The sequence below is a fragment of the Actinomycetes bacterium genome (genome assembly GCA_022599915.1).
GTDB lineage: Bacteria > Actinomycetota > Actinomycetes > S36-B12.
Genome location: JAHZLH010000066.1, coordinates 41,963 through 68,462, shown reverse-complemented (window position 1 = coordinate 68,462; position 26,500 = coordinate 41,963). Strand labels below are relative to the sequence as shown.

Annotated in this window: 24 protein-coding genes; 15 read left to right on the top strand and 9 right to left on the bottom strand. The window is 61.0% G+C overall.

Annotated elements, in window-relative coordinates; genetic code table 11:
• Positions 1 to 16 precede the first annotated feature (16 nt).
• The 5 genes from gap (at position 17) to K0U62_10850 (ending at position 3,781) form a co-directional block, all read left to right on the top strand.
• On the top strand, positions 17 to 1,063 hold the full coding sequence (gap, locus tag K0U62_10870; protein ID MCH9802013.1) for a type I glyceraldehyde-3-phosphate dehydrogenase: 1,047 nt from the start codon (positions 17 to 19) through the stop codon (positions 1,061 to 1,063).
• A 10-nt stretch (positions 1,064 to 1,073) separates the two neighbouring features.
• On the top strand, positions 1,074 to 2,261 hold the full coding sequence (locus K0U62_10865; protein ID MCH9802012.1) for a phosphoglycerate kinase: 1,188 nt from the start codon (positions 1,074 to 1,076) through the stop codon (positions 2,259 to 2,261).
• Positions 2,261 to 3,046 carry a triose-phosphate isomerase gene (tpiA, locus tag K0U62_10860; GenBank protein ID MCH9802011.1) on the top strand — a complete coding sequence of 262 codons (786 nt, stop codon included), beginning with the start codon at positions 2,261 to 2,263 and terminating at the stop codon, positions 3,044 to 3,046. Before K0U62_10865 ends, tpiA begins: the two co-directional genes overlap by 1 nt.
• A 46-nt stretch (positions 3,047 to 3,092) precedes the next feature.
• Positions 3,093 to 3,329: a preprotein translocase subunit SecG gene (gene secG, locus K0U62_10855; GenBank protein MCH9802010.1), complete on the top strand. Its 237-nt coding sequence runs from the start codon at positions 3,093 to 3,095 to the stop codon at positions 3,327 to 3,329.
• Between the two features lie 113 nt (positions 3,330 to 3,442).
• Positions 3,443 to 3,781 carry an RNA polymerase-binding protein RbpA gene (locus K0U62_10850; GenBank protein MCH9802009.1) on the top strand — a complete coding sequence of 113 codons (339 nt, stop codon included), beginning with the start codon at positions 3,443 to 3,445 and terminating at the stop codon, positions 3,779 to 3,781.
• 8 nt (positions 3,782 to 3,789) lie between these two features.
• Here K0U62_10850 and pgl read toward each other — a convergent pair whose 3' ends face one another.
• The 5 genes from pgl to tkt all read right to left on the bottom strand — a co-directional run bounded on the left by pgl (position 3,790) and on the right by tkt (position 10,376).
• A complete protein-coding gene (gene pgl, locus K0U62_10845; protein MCH9802008.1) occupies positions 3,790 to 4,566 on the bottom strand; it encodes a 6-phosphogluconolactonase in 777 nt (258 codons plus the stop codon).
• Positions 4,559 to 5,509 carry a glucose-6-phosphate dehydrogenase assembly protein OpcA gene (locus K0U62_10840; protein MCH9802007.1) on the bottom strand — a complete coding sequence of 317 codons (951 nt, stop codon included), beginning with the start codon at positions 5,507 to 5,509 and terminating at the stop codon, positions 4,559 to 4,561. The genes pgl and K0U62_10840 overlap by 8 nt, the downstream gene beginning before the upstream one ends.
• Positions 5,506 to 7,041 carry a glucose-6-phosphate dehydrogenase gene (gene zwf, locus K0U62_10835; protein MCH9802006.1) on the bottom strand — a complete coding sequence of 512 codons (1,536 nt, stop codon included), beginning with the start codon at positions 7,039 to 7,041 and terminating at the stop codon, positions 5,506 to 5,508. The genes K0U62_10840 and zwf overlap by 4 nt, the downstream gene beginning before the upstream one ends.
• Positions 7,038 to 8,162 carry a transaldolase gene (gene tal / locus K0U62_10830; protein ID MCH9802005.1) on the bottom strand — a complete coding sequence of 375 codons (1,125 nt, stop codon included), beginning with the start codon at positions 8,160 to 8,162 and terminating at the stop codon, positions 7,038 to 7,040. The genes zwf and tal overlap by 4 nt, the downstream gene beginning before the upstream one ends.
• Positions 8,163 to 8,297: 135 nt before the next feature.
• A complete protein-coding gene (gene tkt / locus K0U62_10825; GenBank protein ID MCH9802004.1) occupies positions 8,298 to 10,376 on the bottom strand; it encodes a transketolase in 2,079 nt (692 codons plus the stop codon).
• Between the two features lie 292 nt (positions 10,377 to 10,668).
• Between tkt and K0U62_10820 the strand changes: the two genes are divergently transcribed.
• The 4 genes from K0U62_10820 to K0U62_10805 all read left to right on the top strand — a co-directional run bounded on the left by K0U62_10820 (position 10,669) and on the right by K0U62_10805 (position 17,171).
• On the top strand, positions 10,669 to 11,640 hold the full coding sequence (locus tag K0U62_10820; GenBank protein MCH9802003.1) for a heme o synthase: 972 nt from the start codon (positions 10,669 to 10,671) through the stop codon (positions 11,638 to 11,640).
• A 101-nt stretch (positions 11,641 to 11,741) separates the two neighbouring features.
• Positions 11,742 to 13,049 carry an MFS transporter gene (locus K0U62_10815; protein ID MCH9802002.1) on the top strand — a complete coding sequence of 436 codons (1,308 nt, stop codon included), beginning with the start codon at positions 11,742 to 11,744 and terminating at the stop codon, positions 13,047 to 13,049.
• 30 nt (positions 13,050 to 13,079) lie between these two features.
• Positions 13,080 to 14,279 carry an FAD-dependent oxidoreductase gene (locus K0U62_10810; GenBank protein MCH9802001.1) on the top strand — a complete coding sequence of 400 codons (1,200 nt, stop codon included), beginning with the start codon at positions 13,080 to 13,082 and terminating at the stop codon, positions 14,277 to 14,279.
• 117 nt (positions 14,280 to 14,396) lie between these two features.
• Positions 14,397 to 17,171, top strand: a complete 2,775-nt coding sequence (locus K0U62_10805; protein MCH9802000.1) for a cation-translocating P-type ATPase — start codon at positions 14,397 to 14,399, stop codon at positions 17,169 to 17,171.
• Positions 17,172 to 17,198: 27 nt separating this feature from the next.
• On the opposite strand, the gene K0U62_10800 is transcribed toward K0U62_10805, so the two are convergent.
• Genes K0U62_10800 through K0U62_10785 form a run of 4 tightly spaced genes read right to left on the bottom strand, consistent with a single transcriptional unit; the run spans position 17,199 to position 20,705 of the window.
• Positions 17,199 to 18,188: a COX15/CtaA family protein gene (locus K0U62_10800; protein MCH9801999.1), complete on the bottom strand. Its 990-nt coding sequence runs from the start codon at positions 18,186 to 18,188 to the stop codon at positions 17,199 to 17,201.
• Entirely contained in the window at positions 18,185 to 19,009 is an 825-nt protein-coding gene (locus K0U62_10795; GenBank protein MCH9801998.1) for a tyrosine-protein phosphatase, read from the bottom strand. Before K0U62_10795 ends, K0U62_10800 begins: the two co-directional genes overlap by 4 nt.
• Positions 18,997 to 19,770, bottom strand: a complete 774-nt coding sequence (locus tag K0U62_10790) for an ABC transporter permease (GenBank protein MCH9801997.1) — start codon at positions 19,768 to 19,770, stop codon at positions 18,997 to 18,999. The genes K0U62_10795 and K0U62_10790 overlap by 13 nt, the downstream gene beginning before the upstream one ends.
• Complete coding sequence (locus tag K0U62_10785; GenBank protein ID MCH9801996.1) at positions 19,767 to 20,705, bottom strand: ABC transporter ATP-binding protein; 939 nt, start codon at positions 20,703 to 20,705, stop codon at positions 19,767 to 19,769. The genes K0U62_10790 and K0U62_10785 overlap by 4 nt, the downstream gene beginning before the upstream one ends.
• Between K0U62_10785 and K0U62_10780 the strand changes: the two genes are divergently transcribed.
• The 6 genes from K0U62_10780 to K0U62_10755 are packed head-to-tail and all read left to right on the top strand — an operon-like array spanning position 20,683 to position 26,491.
• On the top strand, positions 20,683 to 21,576 hold the full coding sequence (locus K0U62_10780) for a helix-turn-helix domain-containing protein (protein ID MCH9801995.1): 894 nt from the start codon (positions 20,683 to 20,685) through the stop codon (positions 21,574 to 21,576). The genes K0U62_10785 and K0U62_10780 overlap by 23 nt on opposite strands.
• Entirely contained in the window at positions 21,573 to 22,982 is a 1,410-nt protein-coding gene (gene sufB / locus K0U62_10775; protein MCH9801994.1) for a Fe-S cluster assembly protein SufB, read from the top strand. The genes K0U62_10780 and sufB overlap by 4 nt, the downstream gene beginning before the upstream one ends.
• Complete coding sequence (sufD, locus tag K0U62_10770; GenBank protein MCH9801993.1) at positions 22,979 to 24,106, top strand: Fe-S cluster assembly protein SufD; 1,128 nt, start codon at positions 22,979 to 22,981, stop codon at positions 24,104 to 24,106. The genes sufB and sufD overlap by 4 nt, the downstream gene beginning before the upstream one ends.
• The gene (locus K0U62_10765; protein MCH9801992.1) at positions 24,103 to 24,450 is read left to right on the top strand and encodes a non-heme iron oxygenase ferredoxin subunit; all 348 of its coding nucleotides are present in this window, start codon (positions 24,103 to 24,105) and stop codon (positions 24,448 to 24,450) included. The genes sufD and K0U62_10765 overlap by 4 nt, the downstream gene beginning before the upstream one ends.
• Positions 24,447 to 25,205, top strand: coding sequence for a Fe-S cluster assembly ATPase SufC (gene sufC, locus K0U62_10760; GenBank protein MCH9801991.1), 759 nt, complete (start codon positions 24,447 to 24,449; stop codon positions 25,203 to 25,205). Before K0U62_10765 ends, sufC begins: the two co-directional genes overlap by 4 nt.
• On the top strand, positions 25,205 to 26,491 hold the full coding sequence (locus tag K0U62_10755; GenBank protein ID MCH9801990.1) for a cysteine desulfurase: 1,287 nt from the start codon (positions 25,205 to 25,207) through the stop codon (positions 26,489 to 26,491). Before sufC ends, K0U62_10755 begins: the two co-directional genes overlap by 1 nt.
• Positions 26,492 to 26,500: the final 9 nt, after the last annotated feature.

Sequence of the window (26,500 nt, the reverse complement as noted above, 5' to 3'; positions counted from 1 at the left end):
TGACTAGGGAGCGCCAGTGAGCATTCGAGTGGGCATCAATGGTTTCGGTCGTATCGGCCGCAACTTCTATCGGGCTGTGGATCTGCAACAGTCGCAGGGCTTTGTTATCAACGCGCTGTTGTCGCTGACCGGCGAGAGTATTGAGATCGTCGCGGTCAACGATCTCACCGATACCCGCACATTGGCCCACTTGCTGAAATACGACTCGCTTTTGGGTCCGCTGAATCGCGAAGTCAGCCATACCGAGGACACCATCAAGGTAGATGACAAAGAGATTCGGGTCATGGCCGAGCGCGATCCCGCCAATCTTCCATGGGGCGACTTGGGTGTGGACCTGGTCATCGAGTCCACCGGATTCTTCACCGGCCGGGAGGCAGCCAGCAAGCACCTAGCCGCTGGTGCCAAGAAGGTGCTGATCTCTGCGCCAGCAAAAGATCCCGACGTCACCGTGGTGATGGGGGTCAATCACGCTGACTACGATCCAAAGACCGACGACATCATCTCCAACGCTTCGTGCACGACCAACTGTCTCGCCCCGATGGCTATGGCCATCAATGATGCTTTCGGTATCGAACAAGGGCTGATGACCACGATTCACGCCTACACCAACGATCAGGTGATCTTGGATGCACCGCACAAGGACTTGCGTCGTGCTCGCGCTGCTGCGCTGAGCATGATCCCGACCACCACCGGGGCGGCTCGGGCGATCGGGTTGGTGCTGCCGGAACTTAAAGGCAAGCTCGACGGCTACGCCATGCGAGTGCCAGTTCCGACCGGATCCGCCACCGACCTCACCGTGCAACTGGGTAAAGAGGTCAGCGCTGATGAAGTTAACGCTGCCGTTAAGGCACTCGCCGACGGCCCGCTGAAGGGAATCCTGCGCTACACCGAGGATCCGATCGTGTCTGCGGACATCATGACTGATCCCGCCTCCTGCATCTTCGATGCCTCGCTGACCTCGACGATGGGCAATACGGCCAAGGTGCTGGGCTGGTACGACAACGAGTGGGGCTACTCCAACCGACTGGTGGACCTTACCCGCTACGTCGGCGCGACGCTGTAGCGGTCAACTAATGCTCGGCATCGATGATCTGGACGTAACTGGCCGCCGAGTGCTGCTGCGGGTAGACCTCAACGTGCCGATGGCCGATGGCGCCATCACCGATGACGGGCGGATCAGGGCGAGTCTGCCCACGATCACGGCGCTCACTCAACGAGGCGCCCGAGTGATCGTGCTGGCCCATTTGGGGCGACCGAAAGGCGCGCCGGTGCCGGAACTTTCGCTACAGCCAGTCGCGCAGCGCTTGGGGGAGTTATTGCAGCAGCCGGTCAGATTCGTACCGGAACTGACTGGTCCAGCCGCAACCGCGGCAATCGCCGAGATGTCTGATGGGGACGTCTTGGTATTGGAGAACGTTCGGTTCGATTCCCGCGAAACCAGCAAGGACGCGCAACAGCGGTTAGAACTGGCGCAGGAACTCGCGCAACAAGCAGACTGCTACGTCAGTGATGGCTTCGGCGTCGTCCATCGCGAACAGGCCAGTGTGACTGAGATTGCCGGGTTGTTACCGCACGCGGCAGGTTTGCTGGTGGCAGCGGAATCGAAGGTGTTTTCCGGACTGATCACGGGGCCAGCCCGCCCCTTTGCCGTTGTCATGGGTGGGGCAAAGGTCAGCGACAAACTGGCGGTCATCGGCAACCTGCTGGGCTCGGTCGATCAGATCCTGATCGGTGGCGGCATGTGCTTCACCTTCCTCGCCGCGGAGGGCTATTCGGTAGGAGACTCGCTGCTGGAAGCCGATCAAGTCGACACCCTACGCACGGTGCTCGCTGACGCCCGAGCTCGTGGGGTGGACGTGGTGCTGCCGATAGACATCGTGGTGGCGGATCGCTTCGCTGCTGATGCCGAGGTCCAAGTAGTAGCCGCCGACAGCATCCCCGATGGTTGGATGGGAATGGACATTGGTCCGGCATCGATCGAGTTGTTTTCCGGCAAACTGGCGGATGCAGCAACCGTGGTGTGGAACGGTCCGATGGGAGTGTTCGAGATGCCGGCCTTTGCCGCCGGTACCCGAGCGATAGCTGATCAGTTGGCCCAGTCAGCTGCCTTCACCGTGATCGGCGGCGGCGACAGCGCTGCTGCAATCAGGTCATTTGCTATCCCCGATGACCGCTATAACCATGTATCTACCGGTGGTGGCGCTAGTTTGGAATATCTCGAGGGACGCACGCTCCCTGGTCTCGCTGCTTTGGAGGACTAGTGTCCGATCGTAAGCCCGCCATGATGGGCAACTGGAAGATGAACCTCAACCATCTTGAGGCCATTGCGCTGGTGCAGAAGTTGGCGTTTTCGCTGTCTGATGCTGACCTCGATGCTGTCGAGGTGGTGGTGCTACCCCCCTACACCGATCTGAGATCCGTACAGACCTTGATAGACGGCGAAAAATATCGCATCGGCTACGGGGCACAGGACGTTTCGCAACACGAAGCTGGCGCCTACACCGGTGAGGTGTCGGCGGCGATGCTGGCGAAGCTGGGCTGCAGTTACACCTGCGTCGGTCACTCCGAACGGCGGCAGTACCACGACGAGGGTAACGAGATCGTCAATGCCAAGGCCCGGGTAGCGATGGCGAACCAAGTGGTCCCCATCGTCTGCGTGGGGGAGCCACTGTCGATCCGACAGGCTGGTGGCGCGGTGGACTATACCTTGGGTCAGCTCGAAGGCAGTCTTGCTGGTTTGGTGGACATTCTGGGCGATCGGCTGACGTTGGCCTACGAGCCCGTGTGGGCGATCGGCACCGGTGAGGTTGCCACGCCAGATGACGCCCAAGAGGTGTGCGGCGCGATTCGGGAGTTTCTCCGCCGAGAGCACGGCGATGGCACCGCTGACGTAGCTCGGATCCTCTATGGCGGCTCGGTGAAGTCCAGCAACGTTGCGGGGCTGATGGTCATGCCGGACATCGACGGTGGCCTGGTGGGCGGAGCCAGTCTGGATGCCGACGACTTCGCCACAATCTGTAAGTTCCCGCAGCACCCTGCGGCTTGAGCGATGGGCTATCCTTGAGCGCTAGGGACGCTATGAGGAGAGTGTTGTGACCATAGTTTTGCAGATTCTGCTGGTCGTCAGCAGCCTGCTGCTCATTGCGCTAGTTCTGTTGCACAAGGGCAAAGGTGGCGGCCTTTCCGACATGTTTGGTGGCGGTATCAGCAGCAACCTGGGTGGGTCATCGGTTGCGGAGAAGAACCTCGACCGAATCACGGTCATCGTTGCGGTGTTCTGGGTGGCCTCCATCCTTGGCCTCGGTTTGATCGTCAGTTCTGGCGGCTGATTACCGTCGCTCCTGCGACCCGCCGGGCCACATGTGCTGCGAAGATCACCATTGTCTGCCTAAAGTCTGTTGTGCCGGATGATCTTCCGGCGTAACTAGCGAAAGGACGCTCGGTGGTAGGCGGACAGGCTATTCGAGGCAGTCGAATCGGGGCTGGCCCCATGGGCGAAGCCGAGCGGGGCGAGGCTGCTCCCCGCACAGCGGTGTCGTTCTGGTGTGCAAACGATCACGAATCCACTCCCAGCTTCATTGAGGGGGCGAATATCCCGGAGAAATGGGATTGCCCTCGTTGCGGCTGGCCTGCGGGTCAGGATCGGGCGAACCCCCCGGCGCCGCCCAAGATTGAGCCATACAAGACTCACCTTGCCTACGTTAAGGAGCGCCGCAGCGAGGATGACGCTGACGCGATCTTGGATGAGGCGCTGGAAAACCTGCGCAACGAAACCTATTAGCTAGAACGCTACGACCGACGCCGCAGTTCGGCGGGTAGTTGCCCGGCCGCTTCGCTGTCGATCAGCGCGAGGGTGCGCTGTTCACCAACCGCCCCGGAAGCCGGGTGATGGACTGGGTCTGCGCTCTGGGCAAGTGCTTCGGCGAGAGCATCCGCTTTCTCCGCCCCAGCAGCGACCAGCCACACCTCCGCCGCTGAACAGATCAGCGGGAAGGTGAAGGAAATCCGGTTGGGCGGTGGCTTGGGGGAGTCATGCACCGGAACGACGAGCCGGTCGGTCACACGGGTCTCGGCGTGGCCAGGAAAGAGCGAGGCCACGTGCGAGTCGGGTCCGACTCCGAGCATCAGCACATCAAACCGCGGCGTCGTGCGGTTCTGAGTCTCCGCGATGCCAGCTAATTCGGCGGCATGGCCGGCTGCGGCAGCGGCGGCATCGTCACCCCAGGCGCCATCCGAGGCGGGCATGGCATGCACTCGATTGGCATCCACCGGTAGTACGTCGAGCATGGCAGCGCGGGCTTGGGTCTCATTGCGATCGGGATCTCCCGCCGGCAGAAAGCGCTCGTCCCCCCAGTAGAAGTCCACGTTCCGCCAGTCCACCGCGCGGCTTGCCGGGTTGCTCACCACCGCCTGTTGGCTCTTTTGCCCCATGCCGCCACCGGTCAGTACCACCCCGGCGGTACCGGTGGCAGCCTGCGCGTCGACGATCCGGGTAATCAGTCGGGCGGCTACTGAGGCGGCGAGTGATTCGGGATCCGGGTGAACGATCACCTCGACGCTAGCCATCGCCGTTCTCCTCGGTGACAACTCCCACTGCTAGCGGTCCGACCCCTACCTGGTCTAGCGCCTGAAGCGCCTCACCATAGATTTCATCGGGATCCAAGCGACGTAGTTCCTCCAGCATGAGCTCACCCCAGTCCCGTCGCGGTAGCGCGATGGTGGCTGGCGCCTGACCTTCACGCTCCAGGGTTGCGGTACGGCCATCGGGGCGAACGATGGTGATGTCTGACTCGGCAGTGAGCAGTCGGACCTCGGTGATGCCTGGTCCCTCACTTTCGACGACGCTGACCGGCACTTTCAGCCGACTCCCCAGCCAAGCGGCGAGCAGGTGCGCTGCCGCGGTGGCCCAGAGAACATGTACCTCGGCTCCCAGAATCTGAGGGTGGTTCGCATCAAGCGTCGAGGCCAACAACGTGCGCCAACCAGTGATTTGGGTCCACGCCAGATCGGTATCGCCTGGCTGGTAGCCCTCGGCATGCCGCTTCAACGCTGCCACCTGGTCTGGATCTGACATCGCGTTGGTTATTCGGCGTGTGGAATGGGCGCCAATGTCACCCCGTTGCGGAACCTCGGGGGCATCATGTGGCCACCACGCCACGATTGGGGTGTCGGAGAGGAGTAATGGGATGGCAACCGAACCGGCGTGTTCGGCCAGCACGCCGCGGAGCCGCATCACTACTACCTCGCCGGGACCGTCATCACCACCGACGGAGATCTCAGCATCGAGCCGATCGAACTGACTGTCCGGTCGCGGGATGAGGACCAGAATCCGCATCGGATGCTCATGCGCAGCCTGAGTGGCCGCCAGCGTAGCGTCTGCCTGACTGGTCTCATCCGCGAGAATCAGCAGCGTCAACACCATCCCGGTGGCGGGCGCACCCATCCGGTGCCGGAGTCGGGTGATTTCAGCGGAAATATCGTTTCCAGTGGTGTTTTCGAGCCTAATCATGGCCGCCTCCAACTACGCCCATCGTTAGCCATCATTTGGTACGCGGAGGGTGGCCCCCAGCCTCCAGACGCGTACTGTTCCGGTTGCCCTTGTTCCGCCCAGTGCGCGAGAACTGGATCCAAGATCTTCCATGACAGTTCGACTTCGGTGTGCTGCGGGAAGAGTGGTGGCTCGCCCAGCAGTACATCCAAGATGAGCCGTTCGTAGGCCTCGGGGGAGGACTGTGTGAATGATTCGCCGTACTGGAAGTCCATGTTCACGTTGCGAATCTCTCGGCGAGTACCGGGAACCTTCGCGGCGAACCGAACGGTCATACCTTCGTCTGGCTGGATCCGGAACACGATGGCGTTGGAGCCAAGTTCCTTGGCTACCGTATGCGAACTTTGGAACGGCAGGTGCGGCGCGCGTTTCAAGATGACGGCGACCTCGGTCACTCGACGTCCGAGTCGTTTGCCGGTCCGAACGTAGAATGGCACGCCTGCCCAGCGACGATTCTCAATATCCACCCGGATGGCGGCGAAGGTTTCGGTGGTTGAGTCCGCCGGAATACCGTCCTCCTGCAGGTAACCCTTGACTTCCACGCCAGCCTGCCAGCCGGCGGCATACTGGCCGCGAGCGGTGTGCTTGCTCAGATCCGGTGGTAGCACCATGGAACTGAGCACTTTCTCCTTCTCCGCCCGCACGGCTGCGGCGCTGAAGCCCGTCGGCTCCTCCATCGCCACTAGGGCCAGCAACTGGATCAGATGGTTCTGGATCACATCCCGAGCAGCGCCAATACCGTCGTAGTAGCCGGCCCGACTGCCAATGCCGATGTCCTCAGCCATGGTTATTTGGATGCTGTCGACGAAATTGTTGTTCCAAATGGGTTCGTACAGGTTGTTGGCGAAACGAATCGCCAACATGTTCTGCACCGTTTCCTTACCCAGATAATGGTCAATCCGGAAGACCGCATCGGCTGGAAACACACTGTCCACAATCTTGTTCAGATCCTGGGCCGACTGCAGATCGTGGCCGAATGGCTTCTCGATAATGACCCGATTCCATGCCCCTTTGTCTGAGTGAGTTAGCCCAGCGGCCTGCAACTGTTCGGTCACCACCGGGAAAAATCGGGGCGGGATGGAAAAGTAGTAGGCGTGATTACCGCCGGTGCCCCGATTCTGATCCAGTTCACCCAGCACGCGGGCTAACTCTTGAAAAGCTTTCGGGTCGCCTAGATCACCAGCGACGTAGCGAATCCCTTCGGATAGTTGTGCCCAGACCTCCTCGCGGAACTCGGTCCGGGAATGCTCCCGAACCGCATCGTGAACGATCTGGGCGAAATCCTGATTCTCATAGTCGCGGCGGGCGAAGCCCACGAGGGCAAAGTTTGGCGGCAGCAGGCCACGATTGGCGAGATCATAGATAGCTGGCATGACCTTCTTACGGGCCAGGTCGCCGGTTACACCAAAAATGACCATCCCACTGGGTCCGGCGACCCGGGGAAGGCGTAGGTCGCGTCGATCTCGGAGTGGATTGTGGTGGGTCATGGTCATGATGCTGTTGTGTCTCCCCGCTGATTGAGTGCCTGCTGCAGGTTGTCGAGTAGGTTTTCCCAAGCCACGACGAACTTCTCGACTCCTTCGTCTTCGAGCACCTTGAAGACGTCGTCCATGTCGATACCCACTGCGGCGATGTCGGCGAATACTTGCCGAGCATCTTCGATGTTCGGCTTGATGGTGTCGCCCTTGACCTCGCCATGATCGGCGACGGCCTGCATGGTCTTTTCCGGCATGGTGTTCACCACGTCCGCTGTGACAAGGTCCATCACGTAGCGGGTGTCGTCGTAACGGGTGTCCTTCACCCCGGTTGAGGCCCACAGTGGCCGCTGTGGCAGTGCTCCCTTAGCGGCGAGCGCCTGCCAGCGGTCCGAAGCCATCACTTGCTCGAACTCCGCATAGGCCAGTCGTGCATTAGCGATGCCCGCCTTACCACGGAGTTCTTCGGCTTCGGGGGTGCCAATACCGTCGATGCGGTTGTCTACTTCGGAATCGACCCTGCTGACGAAGAACGAGGCGACTGAATGGAGGGTGCTCAGGTCGTGACCGTTATCAGCCGCCTGTTCCAAGCCACTGAGCCAGGCGTCCATGACTCCGATGTATGCCTTGGGACTGAAAATGAGCGTGACGTTAACGTCGATTCCCTCGCTTAGCGCTTGAGTGATGGCCGGTAGTCCTTCCACCGTGCCAGGAATCTTGATCAACACGTTGGGGCGATCGACCATCCAATGCAGCGCTCGGGCTGCTGCGATGGTTTGGGCGGTCTTGGTGGCAAACCGAGGATCTACTTCGATCGAGACTCGACCGTCGATCCCGCGAGTGCTGTCGTAGACCGGCCGCATGACGTCACAAGCATCGCGAACATCTCGCGTGGTGATCGCCCGTACTGCCTCGCCGACGCTGACACCGCGAGTAGCCAAGTCTTGGAGTTGGCTCTCATACGAACTGGCCCCACCGGTGATGGCGTTATTGAAGATTGCTGGGTTGGTTGTCACCCCGGAAATGCTGTCAGTGTCGATCATTGTTGCCAGTTCACCGGAACGTAGTCGATCCCGGTCTAGATCATCCAGCCAAATAGACACCCCAGCATTTGCGAGTGATTTCAATCGATCCGACATCGAGCCTCCTCAGAGCGTGCGCGGGCTATCCAGGTATAGCCGCCTGCTCCGGTGAGGCTATCGACCTTGCTGCCCCTTTGCCTACCGAATCCGGATCTCGGTCCGTCTGTGTCGAAGGATAGCGAGTGGCGATTACTACAAGGACGCCGCGTCAGCGATGGATTCTTTAGCCGCTGCTACGACGGCCTCCGCCGTAATGCCGAATTTCTCGTACAACAGCGCACCGTCGGCGGAGGCACCGAAGTGATCGATCCCGATTGCGCGACCCGCGCTGCCCAGGTATTTCCACCAACCAGCGGTAACGCCTGCCTCCACGGACACTCGGGCGCGTACGCCACCAGGCAGCACCGATTCGCGGTAGTCCATGTCTTGGCTGTCGAACCATTCCAGGCAAGGCAACGAAACGACTCGGGCTGCCACGCCTTCGCTGGCCAGCGAGTCGGCGGCGGTCATCGCCAGACTGACTTCGGAGCCGGTCGCCAACAGCAAAACGTCCGGATCACCTTCCGGGTCAGACAGGACGTAGCCGCCCTTGGCTACCAGATCTGCCGACGGATGAGTGCTGCGATCGATCGTGGGGACGCCCTGGCGGGTGAGCGCGATCCCAGCGGGTTCGCCGCGTTCCAGAATTGTCCGCCAAGCCACAGCGGTTTCGGTGGCATCAGCAGGTCGAATGACGTTGAAGTCGGGAATCAACCGCAGCGACCAGAGGTGCTCGATCGGCTGATGGGTGGGACCGTCCTCACCGAGACCAACGCTGTCGTGGGTCCACACGAAAGTTGACGGGCTCTTCATGAGCGCTGCAAGGCGAACCGCGCCGCGCATGTAGTCGCTGAAGACGAGAAAGGTGCCGCCGAATGGCTTGCATAGTCCGGTTAGCGCCATGCCGTTAATGGCCGCACCCATCGCAAACTCTCGGACCCCAAAGTGGAGGATTCGGCCGTAGGGGGAGTGTGGTCCAGCGAACGGTGAGTCTGGCTTGACCTCTACGTTGGCGGGTAGGAATGACCCGCCACCCTCGATCGTGGTGAGATTGCTCTCCGCAAGGTCGGCGGAGCCACCGACGAACTCCGGCAGCACGCCCGCTATTGCCTGGATGACCTGGCTGGAAGCTTTCCGAGTGGCGATGGAGCTACCGGCTTCGAAATCCGGTAGCGGGATGTCAGGAAGGACACCCGACTGAATCCGATCGAGTAATGCGGCCCGGTCCGGATTGGCGTTGCACCAAGCGTCGAAGTTCTGCTGCCACTCGGCATGTAGTGCGGCCCCGCGATCTTTCACCTCCCGGGCATGCGCCAGCACTTCGTCAGCCACCTCGAAAGATTTGTTGGGATCAAATCCCAGGATTTCCTTGGTCGCGGCCACCTCATCGGCTCCCAGGGCAGCGCCGTGCGCTTTGTAGGTGTTTTGCTTGGTGGGAGCGGGCCAGCCAATCACGCTGCGCAGCCGGATAAAGGTAGGCCGGGAGGTTTCGGCACGGGCAGCGGCGAGCGCTCGCGCCACGCCCGGAACATCCACCGAGCCGTCGGAGCTGAGCGCCACCTCTTCGATATGCCAGCCGTAGGCGCGGTAGCGATCCACGGTGTGCTCACCGAAGGCGATTGCAGTGTCGTCCTCAATGCTGATGTGGTTGTCGTCCCAAATGACGGTCAAGTTACCCAGTTCTTGGGTCCCTGCCAGTGAGGAGGCCTCCGAAGTGATGCCCTCCTCCATGCAACCATCACCCGCAATGACATACACGTGGTAGTCGAAGGGGCTCGTGCCGGGAGCGGCGCCCGGGTCGAAAAGCCCACGCTCATAGCGCTGTGCCATCGCCATGCCAACACCGGTGGCGAGCCCTTGTCCCAGTGGTCCGGTGGTCGTCTCCACGCCGACAGTGTGGCCGTACTCCGGATGGCCGGGAGTCAGGCTGCCCCAGGTGCGGAACGATTCCAGATCGGACAACTCCAAGCCGTAGCCGGAGAGAAACAGTTGAATGTACAGCGTCAACGAGGAGTGACCTGCTGATAGTACAAATCGGTCTCGCCCTAGCCACTTGGCATCATTGGGATCGTGGCGGAGGTACTGCTGGAACAGCAGGTAGGCAGCGGGGGCCAGACTCATGGCGGTGCCGGGGTGCCCGTTGCCGGTCTTCTGCACGGCATCTGCGGCCAACAGTCGGGCGGTGGCTACCACGCGATCGTCTAGTTCGGACCAGTTGAGGTCGTTATTCACCTGAAGTTCCTTCCACGGCGACTGGGGCGGAGCGCCCGGGTATCTGTCCGGCAGCCTAGCGGGCGGACAGCCGTTTTGGCCCAACCATGGGGGAGCGTCGCGTTGTGGCCGGACGACGTGCGGTGTCGTTGGCGCCTTGCCGATAGACTAAGGGGGGCGTTGGCTGGTACTCGAACCGGCGATCGCCTCGACGGGTCAAATCTGGCAGTAGATTGGTCAGTCGGGCAGCGCTTAGCGACGCAGCGATTACGGGACGGAGCAGCCGGTGACAGCACTGAATCCGGAGGAGTCCGTGCAGGCGAATCCCGCTGCGGACGCAACCGCGGCCAATGTTGAATCTTCGGGGTCGGTTCCCGCCGAGTCTGCTCAGCCTGCTAACTCGGCCGGCAAATCTCGGTGGCGAATCTTCAATGATTATCTTGCCCTAACCAAGCCACGGATTATTGAGTTGCTGTTGGTGACGACCGTGCCAGCCATGCTGTTGGCTGCTGATGGCTGGCCGCCGTTTGGGGTAGCAATCGGAACTTTGGTAGGTGGTGCACTCGCTGCTGGTGGCGCCAACACCTTCAACTCGTACCTGGATCGTGACATTGATGCGCTCATGCATCGCACCGAAAACCGTCCCTTGGTCTCGGGTGCGGTACCACCCCGTCACGCGCTGATTCTCGGTTGGACGCTGGCGGTGCTGGCGGTAATCATTCTGGCGGCAACCAGCAATCTAGTCGCCGCTGCGCTGGGTGCCGCTGCCATCGGGATGTACGTTCTCGGCTACACGTTGCTGCTGAAACGGCGCACGCCGCAGAATATCGTCTGGGGCGGTGCCGCCGGCTGCATGCCAGTGCTGATTGGTTGGTCAGCCGTTACCGGCGGGCTCGCCTGGTCACCAGTCGTGCTGTTCATGATCGTCTTTTTCTGGACCCCCCCGCACTATTGGCCGCTCTCGATGCGATACCGCGAGGACTATGCCGCGGCTGAGGTGCCGATGCTGCCGGTCGTCAGCGAGGACACCACGGTCATGGTCCGCATCATGCGCTACTCCTGGCTGATGGTCGGATGTTCGCTGCTGTTGATACCAGTGGCGGGAATGGGATGGTTGTACTCGGTAGCGGCAGTGTTACTCGGGGCTGGCTTTCTCTGGCAGGTATACGTATTGCGGGGTCAAGTTCGTGCCGGGGTCCCGCGACCCATGCGGCTATTCCACGGCTCGATTACCTACCTGTCGCTGCTTTTTTTGGCGGTTGGTGTCGACCCCTTCGTCGGTTAGTCGCTACTGTTTGCGCAATGAAAAGCTGCTGATTCATATGCCAAGCGATGGCGGTTGTCCGCAGGGGAAATCCGCGTTTTCGTTGATCTGAGGGGAGACTAATGAGTCGGCCGATGTCCGATCACAAGCCCGCTTCAGGGCGCGACGGGCGATTCCTTGGGTACCTGATCTTGTCAGCGGTGAGCTCCTTGGGTGCGACCGCGGTCTACCTCGCCACGGCTGTCCTCGCGGCTACGGCGGCCGGTGATGATCTTGGCGAGAAGGCCCGGATCACATCGCTGGTCTTTTCGTTGAACCTGGTGCTCCGGTCGCTCGCGATCCCCTACGCAACCCGGATTGCCCGCAAGATCGGGACAGTAAGAACTATCTGTCTGGTCAAGATCGGCTCGGTGTCGGTCACCTTCATCGCGGGAATCTTGCTCACCATCGACGAAGCCGGTGGTTCGATCCTTCCGGTGCTCCTCGGCTACGGCGGTTTGGTTGGTCTGCTGAGTGGCATCAAGAAGCCGCTCAATCCGCCGCTGTTGGAGTGCTACTCGGGTTTGTCGTTGGACGATGCAACCGCGCAAAACCGGATGTTCTATGGCGCGGCTTCTGCCGTCGGTGCCTTGGCTGGCGGCTTTGCGATCGATGAATTTGGTGCGGAACCGTTGTACTTCGTAGGCGCGGTTCTCGCGATTCCAGCCGTGATTTTCCTGGCCCTGCTGCCCCCAAGAACGACGCTACCGCGCCCCAAGACGGTGGTTCACCCCTGGCGTGACATGGTGAATTGCCTACGCTCCTCGCGACCGCTGCGCTCTGCGGTGTGGCTGGGGTTGGCCTCTGCGATCCTGTTAGGCCCACTGATCACCATGATCGTTCCGATCTTGAACCAGTTGGGGCACAACGATGCCAAGAAGGCTGGCCTTGTCCTCACGATTGTGGCCGCCGGACAGGTGCTCACCCCGTTTGTAGTTCGTAGATTGCAACGCGGCCGGGCCTCGCTGGTGGCAGCAACCCGTGCAGTCCAGATCACCAGTGTGGCCTTGCTGTTGTTGAGCGGACTCGTTTTCATTGGCGCTTCCGACCGGTTCTACCTGCTGGTCGTTTGCCTGTTCATTTTCGGTGCGGTGTTCTTCAGCGTGTCCTCATTCTTGTATGTCTCTGCAACACGTGGGGTCTCCGGCGAAGAGGAGAATGAGTATCTGGCTACCTACATGTTGGTTACCGGTCTAGGCGCTCCGGTCGGCACCCTCATCTGGGGGCACGCGCTGGGCTCGGTATCGCTAGAGATTTTCTTCCTCGCGGTCAGTATTGCCGCTGCAATTATCGTGCCGGGTTTGCTGCGCCGAGCATTGCGACGAGCGAATGCCAACAAACAAGCGGATCTACAGGCTGCTCAGGCTGAGAGTAGGTCTGACTCGCGTTAGTCTCGGGAGGCTGCGTCAGAAAGGTTGATAATGGCTGCCATTCACCGAGAAGTTGTCATAGTTGGTGGCGGGTTTGGCGGCTACTACGCAGCTCACGAACTCACCAGCCACGATATTCCGGTCTCGTTGATCGATACCAACGGCAAGCAGACCTTTCAGCCGCTGCTATATCAGGCTGCTACCGGTCTTATCGATCCGGACACGCTAGATTTCAGTTTCGCTCGGATGGACAAGGTCACCGCCATTGCCGATCGAGTCGTCGCGGTGGACCTGGCGAACCGCGAAGTCACCACGGCGGATGGCGAGCAGGTAAGTGCTGATCACCTGGTGCTAGCCACCGGCGCGACGGTGAACTTCTACGGAATCCCCGGTGCTGCCGAGCACAGCTACCCGCTCTACACCGGCGCGCATGCCCGCGCGATCAAGGCCCGGCTACAGGAGTTGGGCCCCACCGTTGCTGGGCCGATTCAGATCGTGGTTGTGGGAGCGGGTGCGACCGGAGTAGAGATCAGTGGCGCCCTTACCGATGTGGTGACCAAAGTCCTGCCGCGCACTTTTCCGGAGCTGGACTCGCGCTCCATTAATCTACATTTGGTTGACCGGGGTGAGGTTCCGCTGCCGGCTATGGCGGCAGAGAGTCAACAGTTCGCTGCCGAGGAAATGTCGGAGGCTGGAGTGCAGTTGCACCTCGGGCATGCAGTCTCGGAAATCACCGAGTCGGAAGTCCGGTTCGACGATGGCTCGTCGCTGCCCTCACATCTCACCATTTGGGCGGGTGGGCTATCCGTGTCCGGACCTGCAATGGACCCAGAACCGGAGCGGGGTCATGGCGGCCGCTACCAGGTGGACGAATCGTTGCGGTTGCCCGGATTCGAAAACGTATTTTGTGTCGGAGATGCCGCTATTTCTGCCGAACAGCCGCTGCCACAACTTGGCTCGGTAGCTAAGCAGCAGGGAACTCACGTCGGTAGGGCAATTAGGAGGCAGCGAAAGGGTGACGACCCGGGCACGTTCCGCTATCGGGACATGGGGGACATGGCCATGGTCCGCCACAACGCGGCGGTAGTGGAGATGGGCAAGCAGCATCATGTCGTGACTGGAACTCCTGCCTTCTTCATGTGGCTGGGTTTGCACGCCTACTTGTTGCCGGGAGAACGTCATCGGGTCGAGGCGGTCCGCGATTGGATGCACACGCTGCGCACCGGCAAGTCGAACTATCTGGGCTCGTAGCGGCCTGCGGTTGTCAGCCCCAACGCCCAGAGTTCCGAGTGGGCTGCTCCGATGCGTCGCCCAATGAAGTCAGCCGGTCCGATACGCTCGCGTTGTTGACTCTGAAATGGAGCGTAAATGGCTGATACGGCTACAGAATCCGCAGTTGAAACCGCCTGGTACTCACAAGCCACGGATCAGGTGCTCGAAGCACTTGGTACCAGTGCCTCCGAGGGATTGAGCAGTCAGCAGGCGGAATCAGGTCTGTCACAGTACGGCCCCAACGAGATCATCAGCGAACCGCCGCCGTCGGTGTGGGCGGTCGCCTTGATTCAATTCAAAGACTCCATGAACCTGATGTTGGTTGCCGTCGCGATCGTCAGCGTGCTGATCGGCGAGTTCGGCACTGGCATCTTGGTCGGACTGCTGGTGGTGGTCAACGTCATCATGGGCACCCAGCAGGAGATGAAAGCTCGCGCCAGCGTGGATGCGCTCGCCAACATGCAGATTCCCCAGGCCCGAGTCGTGCGCGACGGATCGCTGCGCGAGATACCCGCTACTCAGTTGGTTCCGGGCGACATCGTCAATATTGAGGCAGGAGATCTAGTTCCGGCTGACGGTCGACTTTTACGCTCTGCCTCGTTGGAAACTCAGGAAGCCGCGCTCACCGGCGAGAGCGCCCCGATCAGTAAGAACCCCGCCACGCTCGAATCTGACGACGTCGCGCTGGGTGACCGCACGAATATGGTTTTCCAGAACACGTCGGTGACCCGAGGAACCGGCGCCATGGTCATTACCGAGACCGGCATGTCCACCCAAATGGGCCGGATCGCGGCGATGCTGTCGGCAGTCCCGCCGAGCAAGTCGCCACTACAGCGGGAACTAGACACCCTGACCAAGGTGCTGGGTGGCATCGCCTGGGCCGCGGTAGCCCTTATCGTCATCCTCGGGCTGGTCCGCGGCGAGACATTGCAGTCAGTGATGTTGCTCGGTGTGGCCATGGCGATCTCAGCCATCCCCACCGGCCTACCCACCTTCGTGCAAGCCATGCTGTCCTACGGCGCCAAGCAACTCGCCGCTGCGCAGGCAGTGGTCAAGAACCTCACCGATGTCGAGACACTAGGCGCTACCAGTGCCATTAATTCCGACAAGACCGGCACGCTCACCAAGAACGAGATGATGGTGCGCAAGCTGTACTACCGGGGGAACTGGTACGGCGTGCAAGGTGATGGCTACGCCAAGACCGGTGCCATCGAGCACGTGGCTGGTGAGCCGGAACCGGACTTCACCAACTTGGCCTACGGTCTAGCGTTGGACAGCGATGCCACGGTGTCGGACGACGGTGTCGTGGTCGGCGACCCCACCGAGGCGGCTCTCGTTGTACTGGCAGCAAAGATCGGTGTGGACGCCGAAGAAACTCGGCGTGCCTACCCCCGGTTCGCGGAAGTTCCGTTCGACTCCGCCTACAAGTTCATGGCGACCTACCACCACCTACCTTCCCCCGACGGGGAGCGTTGCCTGGAACTGGTCAAGGGTGGCCCGGACGTGGTGTTGGCGCGTTGCTCGAAGGTGCTCAACGCAGATGGGAGCACCACACCACTGGCCGAGGTCCACGACCAGGTAATGGACGCTAACCGCACCATGTCCGAGAAGGGGCTGCGCGTTTTGGCTTTCGCGGTCCGTGACGTAGCTGGTCAAGAGGACGCGGTGAAGAATGATCCGATGTCCTTCGTCGAGGACCTCACCTTCGTCGGCATGGTGGGCATCATCGATCCGCTCCGCCCCTCGGCTATTGAGGCGGTGCGAGTCGCCCACGAAGCCGGTATCGAGGTACGCATGATCACTGGTGATCACGCCATCACCGCGTCGGCCATCGGTGCCGAACTGGGCCTGGGGCCTGGTGCGATCTCCGGTGCGGAAATCCAGGAAATGTCTGACGACGAACTGCGAGCAGCGCTACCCAATCTGCACGTGTTCGGTCGGGTAACACCGCAGGATAAGTTGCGGCTAGCTCGCTTGATGCAAGAAGACGGCGACATTGTGGCCATGACTGGCGATGCGGTCAACGACGCAGCCGCGCTCAAGCAGGCGGACATCGGCGTGGCGATGGGTTCTGGCAGTGAGGTCACCAAACAGGCCGGCAAGATGATCCTCACCGATGACAACTTCGGCACACTGGTGACGGCTATCCGGCTCGGCCGCAGTATCTACGACAAGATCGTGTCGTACGTCCGCTACCAGATGAGTCAGTTGCTGTCGTTGGTGCTGCTGTTCTTGACCGCGAGTATCTTCAATATCAATGCCGGGGTTGCGTTGACCCCGTTGATGGTGCTGTTCCTGAACTTCTTCATCTCGATTTTCCCGGTCATCGTCATCATGCGGGATCCACCCAACGATGGGCTGATGTCGAAGCCACCTCGTGACCCGAATCTGACCATTTCCAATCCCCGTGCGATCACCCAATGGGTGGGCTACGGCGGCACCCTGTTCCTCGTCGCGTTGATCGCTTTGCTCTTTGGGCCGGGGGAGGCTAGCCCCGATCAGCCCAGCACCCCAGTAACCATGGCCTTCGTCGTGATGGCACTGGGCACAATCTTGAGTGGTCTGGCGATGCGACGTGATCCCGGGTCCGGTTTGGCTGAACCGATCCTGCCAGCGCTGCGGGTCCTCGCCATTCCCACGCTGATCGTCGTCGTTGCGGTGGAGTGGACCTTCATGCAGCAGATTCTGACTACGACATCGTTGACTGGTGGCGAGTGGTTGGTGTGTGTGCTGTTGGCCCTCGTCGTCCCGATTGTGGTTGAGATCAGCAAGCTCATTCGCCGGAATAAGGCGAAGCAGACTGAGGCTGCGGTGGCACTAGATTCCGAAGCGGTAGTAGTACCGGAGCGGGCTCGCACCGGTGCCCACTAACGGCTGACGCGGGTAGCTAGCCGGCTGCTACTGCGGGAGTTTTGCTGGCTGTGGCTCCGTGGGAATAGCGGGGGCAATCATGTCCACCGTGCCTCGCTGCCGCATGGCCAGCCGCACTCGGATGACTGCCACCCAAACCAGGCAAGCCAGCAGCATATGGATGCTGACGGCTAGCCAAGGTAGCCCGGTGGCAATCTGCAGATAGCCCACGGTGCCATTGGCCACCGTCAACCCAGTGAGGATCCAGGCGCGCCGCCGCACGACGTCGGGAGCTGCCACCAGATGTATAGCCAGTAGCAGACCCACGAGCAGACCCACGAACAAAAAGACAGTGTCGGCATGTACCCACGCCACGGTCTGTTGTTCAAGTCCAAACCGGTTGGCCACATCGGCGTCGCCGGAGTTCGGGCCACTGCCTGTCACAATCGTGCCCAGCGTGATGATCACCAACGCCAGTACGACCAAGGCATCACCGAGTCGACGCAAGGCGGTGCGCACCACCGGAGTCACCGGTTGATCGCCATCGTCATGGGCTCGATCCACCAATACCGCGACTCCGGCGATGATCCCGATTGAAACCAGGAAGTGAGCTGCGACGACTGCGGGATGCAGCCCGGTCAGTACGGTGATCCCACCCAACACGGCCTGGACCACGGTGCCGATCAAGGGAATCGCGGCCAACAGCACCAGCGGTTTCCTGCCCGGTGTGCCGGCGGCTCGCAGACGTCGATGCCATAGCAGGGCCCCGACGACCGCTGCGATCGCTAGCGCGGCCAAGATAAACGTCAATGTGCGGTTACCGAACTCCACCATCTTGTGCCAGGACTCTTCCTGGCGAGCGGTAGGTAGCAACGAGCCGTCCACGCATTCCGGCCAGGTCGGGCAGCCGAGGCCGGAACCGGTGAGGCGAACGAGGCCACCGGTCAGCACGATACCGACTTGCGCCACTAAGTTGGCACGAAAAACATTGAGCAGCCAGCGCGGTGCGCGCCGGTCGGTGGTGGCGGTGACGGTCACGGTTCTAGGGTACGCCGATCGCTCCTGTCGGCATCCGGGTCGGCAACCAGAGCGTGGGTCTGTAGTCGCTCGGTGAAATCGGCAGGTAGGCCCAGTCCGGCTGTCAGGTACTGCGATAGCGAACCGTATTCCTCAGTCATGGCGGTGAGAGCCGTATCTAGGTATTCCTCCCGGACCGACAGCACCATATCTACCGCATCGACGTTGCCCCCCTGTTCCGCTACCTTGCGGCGAATCGGCTCCAGCAATACCGCCACCTCGTGGGCACTCGCGAGATAGTCCGCCATCACGTCGTCGCGATCTACCCCCAGGGACAGCAGAATCAACGCTGTCGCCCAGCCGGTTCGATCCTTGCCCGCGGTGCAATGCAACAGCATCGGCCCCGTGCTGGGTGTGACCAGACTGGCCAAAAGTTGGCTGTACCGCTGTCGAGCCCCGGGACGGAGCGCGAACGTGCGATAGGCGTCCAGCATGATGCCACGAGTCAGGTCTGGGGTGATGCTGTCCGGGTCTGCAGGTGGCGATCCGGCAGCCAACCGCCCTAGCGACGCCGGCGCATCATCTGGTTCGTCGGCCAGGATGTCCAGATGCACTGTCTTCACATTGGCAGGTACGGTCAGCGGTTGGCCGGTTCGTTCTGCGTTGGTGCGGAAATCCACCACCGTTCCGATGGCCAACTGCGAAATGGCCGCGCTATGTTCGGCCGTCGTGGGCGCAGCCGACCGGAGTACCCAACTAGATTTCACTTGCTGTCCGCTCGCACCTCGATGTCCTCCCAGATCCCGAGCGTTAGGGAGTTGCTGGAGGGTTAGGACGTCCATCGGAACCAACGACGGACGACGAATGAGCCCAATAGCGCCCAGATGACCAGCACCATCGCCCCTGCACCCAAGATCGCGAAGTCTGTTTGAGCTGACATGGTTTGTCGCAACCCCTCCGCGAGTGCTGCTGAGGGGAGTGCTTCGATGAGCGTTTGCCACGGCTCCGGAATGCTGCTGCTGGGAATAATCACACCACCGCCCAGCAGCAGCAGCACGTACACCGCGTTGGCTGCCGCCAAGGTTGCTTCCGCTCGCAGCGTCCCGGCCATCGCGAGACCGAGTGATGCAAAGGCCAGCGTGCCGAGGGCGATGAGCGGGAGCGAGAGCCATACCGATCCACCAGGTCGCCAGCCGATGAGCAGGCCCACGCCTAAAATCACTACGAGCTGCACGACTAGTACGCCTAGCACCGCTAGGGCCTTGGCGTACAACAGACCAGTGCGACTCAGCGGCGTCGTGCCCAAGAACTTGATGGCTTCTGATCGACGATCGAAGCCGGTAGCGATGGCCAGGGCCGTAAAGGCGCTGGACATCACCGCAAGTGCGGTAATGCCCGGCACCAGGATTTCCAGTCGCTCGGAGCGACTGTCTGCTCCGAGATCAACGAACTCGGTCAGCCCGAGGCCGACCAAGAGGACAACGGGAATGATCAGCGTCAACAGGATTTGTTCCCCGTTGGCCATCATTAGTCGCCACTCCAGCCCGGCCTGGGCTCGAACGATTCCACCGGGGGATGCCGCCCGCACCCGAGTTGGGCTCATGGCGACACCTGCGGGGTAGACCGGGTGGCCTCGTGGAAGACCTGTTCCAGATTTCGGCGAGAAATCGTCAGTTCGGAGGCCAGTACCCCCTGCTCGGCACACCAAGCGGTAACCGACGCCATGATCGTCGGCGAAATCTCCGCTCCAGCGAGTCGGTAGTGACCTGGAGCGTCTTCGGTCAACTCGAACCCGGTGGGTAAGGCGCGCAACAGCGCCGCGCGAGCCAGATTCGGTGCCGCTCGGAAATGCAGCGTTTGGCTGTCGGGGTCGGAAGTGAGGTCAGCGGTGGTCCCACTCGCTACACATTGGCCGTTGTCGATAATCGCGACCCAGTCAGCCAACAGCTCGGCTTCCTCCAGCGAATGTGTTGAGAGCACGACGCTGGTTCCGGAGTTTCGCAGTTGCAGGATTAAGTCCCAGATCTCACGGCGAGTGCCCGGATCCAACCCGGAACTTGGCTCGTCCAGAATGGCTAGTTCTGGGCGCCCCACGATGGCGCAGGCTAGTTTCACTCGTTGTTGTTCACCGCCACTCATTCGGCGAAATGGCGTGGAACCAATCTTTTCCAGCCGCACCCTTGCCAGGAGTTCCGCCGGATCAATGGAGTTGCGGTAGAAGCGCGCGATATGCGACACCGCTTGCAATGCCGAGGCGCCCGACCAGATACCACCGGACTGCAGCATCACGCCGGTGCGCGCCCGCTGCTGAGCGCTAGCACGCCAGGGATCGTTACCCAGCACTGCGACGGATCCGCTGTCCGGGCGATGGAGTCCAGCGCAGATTTCCAGCGCGGTGGTTTTGCCGGCACCGTTGGGTCCGAGGAGTCCGGTAATCTGCCCCGCCTGCACAATGAGGTTCAACCCGTCGAGTGCGGTGGTCGACCCGTAAGACTTGTGCACGTCTGCCAGGTTGATGGCAGGTCGTTGCGTTGTCACCGTCCAAGTGTACGTAGCCTATGAATGTCGGGCACTGCGGCAGCCGCAATACCCGACGACATTGGTCGTAACCCGCTGTGCCCGACCGGAATCTGGTCGAAAGTTCCGGTTTCTCGCACCCCATTGTTGCGCCCACTGGTATTTAGGCAACAATGGTGTTGTGAAATCCCCAACCGAAGCAGGACGTCGCGTCGCGCGATCGCTGCTCGAGGACGGTCCGGCCACGGCGCCGGAACTCGCCGAGCGGCTTGAGCTGACTCCTGCGGGAATTCGGCGGCATCTCGACGTGCTGGAAAGTGAGAGCATCGTCTCCTCAGGAGAACGCCCGGCATTCGGTCCGGCACCCACGCGTGGCAGGGGCCGACCACCACGTATCTATTCCATCACCGAGGCTGGTCGGGATTTCTTTGGGCAGGCCTACGACGACCTGGCGGTCGCGGCATTGCGCTACCTGGCTGCCACTGGGGGCGAAGCGGCAGTGGCTGACTTTGCCCGTCATCGCGCCGCTGATATGGAGCGCCGCTATCTGCCGCTGCTCCGTAGTGCCGACACGATGGCTGGACGGGTGGAGACTCTTGCGCGGGCACTGGCTGACGACGGCTACGCAGCTTCGGTCAGCGATACGCCGATGCCCGATAGCGGGCCTGTCGCCATGCAAATCTGCCAACACAACTGCCCGGTGGCGCACGTGGCTGCCGAGTTCCCGCAACTATGCTCAGCCGAGGCAGAGTTATTTGCCCGCCTGCTGGACAGCAACGTCACTCGACTCGCCACCATCGCCCACGGGGACGGCATTTGCACCGCTGTAGTTGGCGCCGCACCCGCACAACCTGAACCCACCCGACGTTCCGCAGAGAGGACACCGTCATGAGTAACCCCGCTGATCAGTTAGAGGGACTTGGTAACTACGAGTTCGGTTGGAGTGATAGCGACTCCGCTGGGGCCGTGGCCCGTCGCGGGCTAAACGAGGATGTCGTGCGCGACATCAGCGCCAAGAAGAACGAGCCGGAGTGGATGCTGGAGTTACGGCTGAAGGGACTGCGCCTGTTCGAGAAACAGGCGATGCCGACCTGGGGCGCGGACCTGTCAGGTATCGACTTCGACAACATTAAGTACTTCGTGCGTTCGACTGAGAAGCAGGCGGAATCCTGGGAAGACCTGCCCGAGGACATCAAGAATACGTACGACAAGTTGGGTATTCCCGAGGCGGAGAAGCAGCGGCTGGTCGCCGGTGTCGCCGCTCAATATGAGTCTGAGGTGGTGTACCACAAGATTCGTGAGGATTTGGAAGAGCAAGGCGTACTGTTCTTGGATACCGACACGGCTCTTAAGGAACACGAAGACGTATTCAAGGAGTACTTCACTAGCGTCATTCCCGCGGGTGACAACAAGTTCGCCGCACTCAACACGGCGGTTTGGTCCGGTGGCTCATTCATCTACGTGCCGAAGAACGTCCATGTAGAGATTCCGTTGCAGGCCTACTTCCGGATCAACACCGAGAACATGGGTCAGTTCGAGCGCACGCTAATCATCGTCGACGAAGGCGCGTACGTGCACTACGTCGAAGGCTGCACGGCTCCGATCTACTCCAGTGACTCGCTGCATTCTGCAGTTGTGGAGATCATCGTGAAGGATGGCGCCCGTTGTCGGTACACCACTATTCAGAACTGGTCGACCAACGTGTACAACCTGGTGACCAAACGGGCATTTGCCCACAGCGGTGCCACCATGGAATGGGTGGATGGAAACTTGGGTTCCAAGGTCACCATGAAATATCCGGCTGTCTGGCTGATGGGTGAGCATGCCAAGGGCGAAACCTTGTCGGTCGCGTTTGCGGGCGAAGGGCAGCACCAAGATGCGGGTGCGAAGATGGTCCACGCGGCGCCGAACACTTCGTCATCGGTCATCAGCAAGTCGGTTGCCCGCGGCGGCGGTCGCTCCTCCTACCGTGGTCTGGTGCAGGTGCAGGGCAATGCCACCGGCTCGGCCAGCACCGTCCGATGCGACGCACTGCTCGTCGATGACATCAGCCGCTCCGACACCTATCCCTACAACGACATTCGAAACGATGACGTTTCCATGGGGCACGAGGCAACTGTCAGCAAGGTCAGTGAGGATCAGCTGTTTTATCTGCAGTCGCGGGGTATCGCCGAGGATGAAGCGATGGCGATGATCGTGCGCGGCTTCATTGAGCCGATCGCCCGTGAACTTCCGATGGAATACGCCCTAGAACTGAACCGGCTTATCGAACTCCAGATGGAAGGTGCGGTCGGATGACGGTACCCGTAACTGATCTCAGCCCGACCACCTCGTCCTTCGATCCGCAAGACTTTGGCGTCCCGACCGGCCGCGAGGAGATGTGGCGCTTTACCCCGATGCGGCGTCTTCGTGGCTTACATCAGCAAGCCGAAAGTCGCGGTGGTGTGACGTACCAACCGGGTGCCGCTACTGGAAACAACATCGCGATCGTGGACCGGGACGACCCGGCGCTAGCTCAGGCCGCTATGCCCACTGATCGCATCGCTGCCCTTGGCTGGGCCAACTTCGATCAGGCCGCAATCGTGTCCGTTGCGCCCGGTGAAGCTGTGGCCGAGCCGCTGCTCCTGACGGTGCAGGCTCAAGGGCAACCACATAGTTTTGGTCAGGTAGTCGTTGACTGTGGTGCGGACGCCAGCGCCACCGTCGTGATTGACCACACTGGTTCTGGCGCCTACGCCGGAACCACCACCATCCGAGTCGGCGATGGCGCGCGGGTGACTGTGGCCGTGCTCCAGCAAATGGATGCGGATGGTGTGCTCGTGAACAACGTCCGGGCCGAACTCGGCCGTGACGCTTCGCTGCGCTGTGTCGCAGTGACCTTAGGTGGCGACGTGGTTCGCCTGGCCACCTCCGTGGACTACACCGCACCTGGTGGCTCGGTGGAGCTGTTGGGTGCCTTCTTTACCACTGGTGGCGCTCACCACGAACACCGACAGTTCGTTGACCATTCGGTGCCGGACTGCAGTAGCGATGTGGTGTACAAGGGTGCGTTGGCTGGTACCAAGGCTCACAGTGTTTGGGTGGGGGATGTCTTGATTCGGGCGGCCGCCACTGGCACCAGCACCTATGAGACCAACCGGAACCTCGTATTGACCGACGGTGCGCGAGCTGACTCGGTGCCCAATCTCGAAATTGAAACTGGTGAGGTTGTCGGAGCGGGACACGCAGCGGCCACCGGTCGCTTCGACGATGAGCAACTGTTCTATCTGCAGTCTCGCGGGATTCCCGCCGAGCAGGCGCGCAAACTCGTCGTGCGCGGATTCTTTGCCGACATTGTGCGCCGTATCGGCGTCGCTGAAGTCGAGGCTCCGCTGCTGGCCGCAGTAGATCGTGAGTTGTCCGCTCTTGGGGAATCAACGTGAGTGGATATGAGACGGTGTGCGCCCTGACCGAGCTAGCCGACTGCCAGCCCCGGTCAGTGGTAATCGACGGCAAGCCAGTCGCAGTAGTCCGCATCCGCGACGAAGTGTTCGCGGTGTCGGATGTCTGCTCACACGCTGAAATTCCGCTGAGCGAAGGCACCGTCGAGCTTGCCGGAAAAATCTCCTGCTGGCTGCACGGTTCTCGCTTCGATTTGCGCACCGGCGAACCAGAAGAACTTCCCGCCTGGGAACCAATCAACGTCTACAGCACCGCACTCATCGACGAGGCCGGTGTCCAAAAGGTGGCAGTGTCGCTGTCACCGCGAACCGAAGGGGAATCATGACCGCTCTAGAGATTAACGACCTGCACGTCAGCGTCGATGCCGACGGTGAGGAGCGCGAAATCCTCAAGGGCGTAAGCCTGACCATCCGCAGCGGCGAGACTCACGCCATCATGGGGCCCAATGGCTCCGGCAAGTCCACGTTGGCCTATGCCATCGCAGGCCACCCGAAGTACACCATCACTGCGGGTTCGATCACGTTAGATGGCGAGGACGTCCTAGAGATGTCGGTCGATGAGCGCGCCCGGGCCGGACTATTCCTGGCCATGCAGTATCCAGTGGAGGTGCCGGGAGTGTCGATGTCGAACTTCCTGCGTACGTCGGCAACTGCAGTTCGTGGCGAGGCGCCGAAGTTGCGGCTGTGGCTAAAGGAAATGCGCAGCGCCATGAGTGACCTGTCCGTTGACCCGTCGTTCGCGGAGCGCAACGTTAACGAGGGATTCAGTGGTGGCGAGCGCAAACGAGCCGAAATCCTGCAGTTGGAGTTACTCAAACCCAAGATTGCCGTCCTAGACGAAACTGACTCAGGCCTAGACGTTGACGCCCTCCGAGTGGTGTCAGATGGCATCAATCGTGTGCGAGACACCGGGGAGACCGGCGTCATGCTTATCACTCACTTCACTCGCATTCTTCGCTACGTGCAGCCGGAGTTCGTACATATCTTCCTCGATGGCCGGATCATCGCGGAGGGCGGACCGGAACTCGCGGATCAAATTGAGGCTGAAGGTTACGAGCAGTTCACTCGGGAGCCCGTCTGATGGGTCAGTTGGACATCGCCGCGATCAGGTCGGATTTTCCGATCCTGAGTCGCACGGTGCGAAACGACAAACGCCTGGTCTATCTGGATTCCGGCGCGACCTCGCAGAAGCCGCGGCAAGTGCTGGCGGCTGAACGAAACTTCCTAGAAAACAGCAATGCTGCGGTTCATCGGGGCGCTCATCAGCTGGCGGAAGAAGCAACCGACGCTTACGAAGCCGCACGGGCAGCCATCGCAGGATTCGTTGGTGCCGAGGCGCGCGACCTGGTGTTCACTAAGAATGCCACCGAGGCGATCAACATGGTTTCTTATGGTTTCCTGAATGCAACGCTGCAGGCGAGCCGTTCGAGTGTTAGTGATCCGGTAACCCAACGCTTCGTGCTCGCCGAAGGTGACGAAATCGTGGTCACCGAGATGGAACACCACGCAAACCTGATCCCCTGGCAGGAGCTATGCGACAAGACCGGGGCGGTGCTGCGTTGGATTGGCCTGACCGAGGAAGGTCGCCTAGACCTTTCTGACCTGGACTCGATCATCACCGAACGGACCCGAGTGGTGTCGTTCACCCACCAGTCCAATCTGCTCGGCACTATCAACCCGGTAGTGCCCATCGTGCGTCGAGCGAGGGAAGTCGATGCACTCGTACTCCTCGACGCCTGTCAGTCGGTTCCACACATGGTGGTAGATGTCGCCGCGCTAGATGTCGACTTCGTCGCGTGGAGCGGGCACAAAATGCTGGGTCCCATGGGAATCGGCTGCCTGTGGGGTCGACGGGAACTGCTGAAAGCGATGCCGCCTTTCATCACTGGTGGCTCCATGATTAAAACCGTTGACATGACCGGCAGTACCTTTGCCGAGCCGCCGCAACGATTCGAAGCGGGCGTGCCGATGGTCTCGCAAGCGGTTGGCCTACATGCCGCTGTCGACTATCTGTCCGATCTCGGTATGACTGCCGTACATGATCACGAACTGGCGCTGGTGGGTCGAACGCTGGAACAGATGTCGCAAATTTCTGGCCTGCGGGTGATCGGTCCCCATGACCTCATTGATCGAGGCGGTGCAGTGTCGTTCACCGTCGATGGCATCCATCCACATGACCTCGGCCAGGTTCTTGATGACGCCGGCGTCGCAGTACGCGTCGGCCACCACTGCGCCTGGCCCACCTGCAAGCGTTTTGGTGTGCCCGCTACGACCCGGGCCACCTTCTACCTCTACAACGATGACAGTGACGTTGATGCACTCATCGAAGGCATCCGATCCGCCCAGCGCTTCTTTGGCGTCGGATAGCGGAGGAGT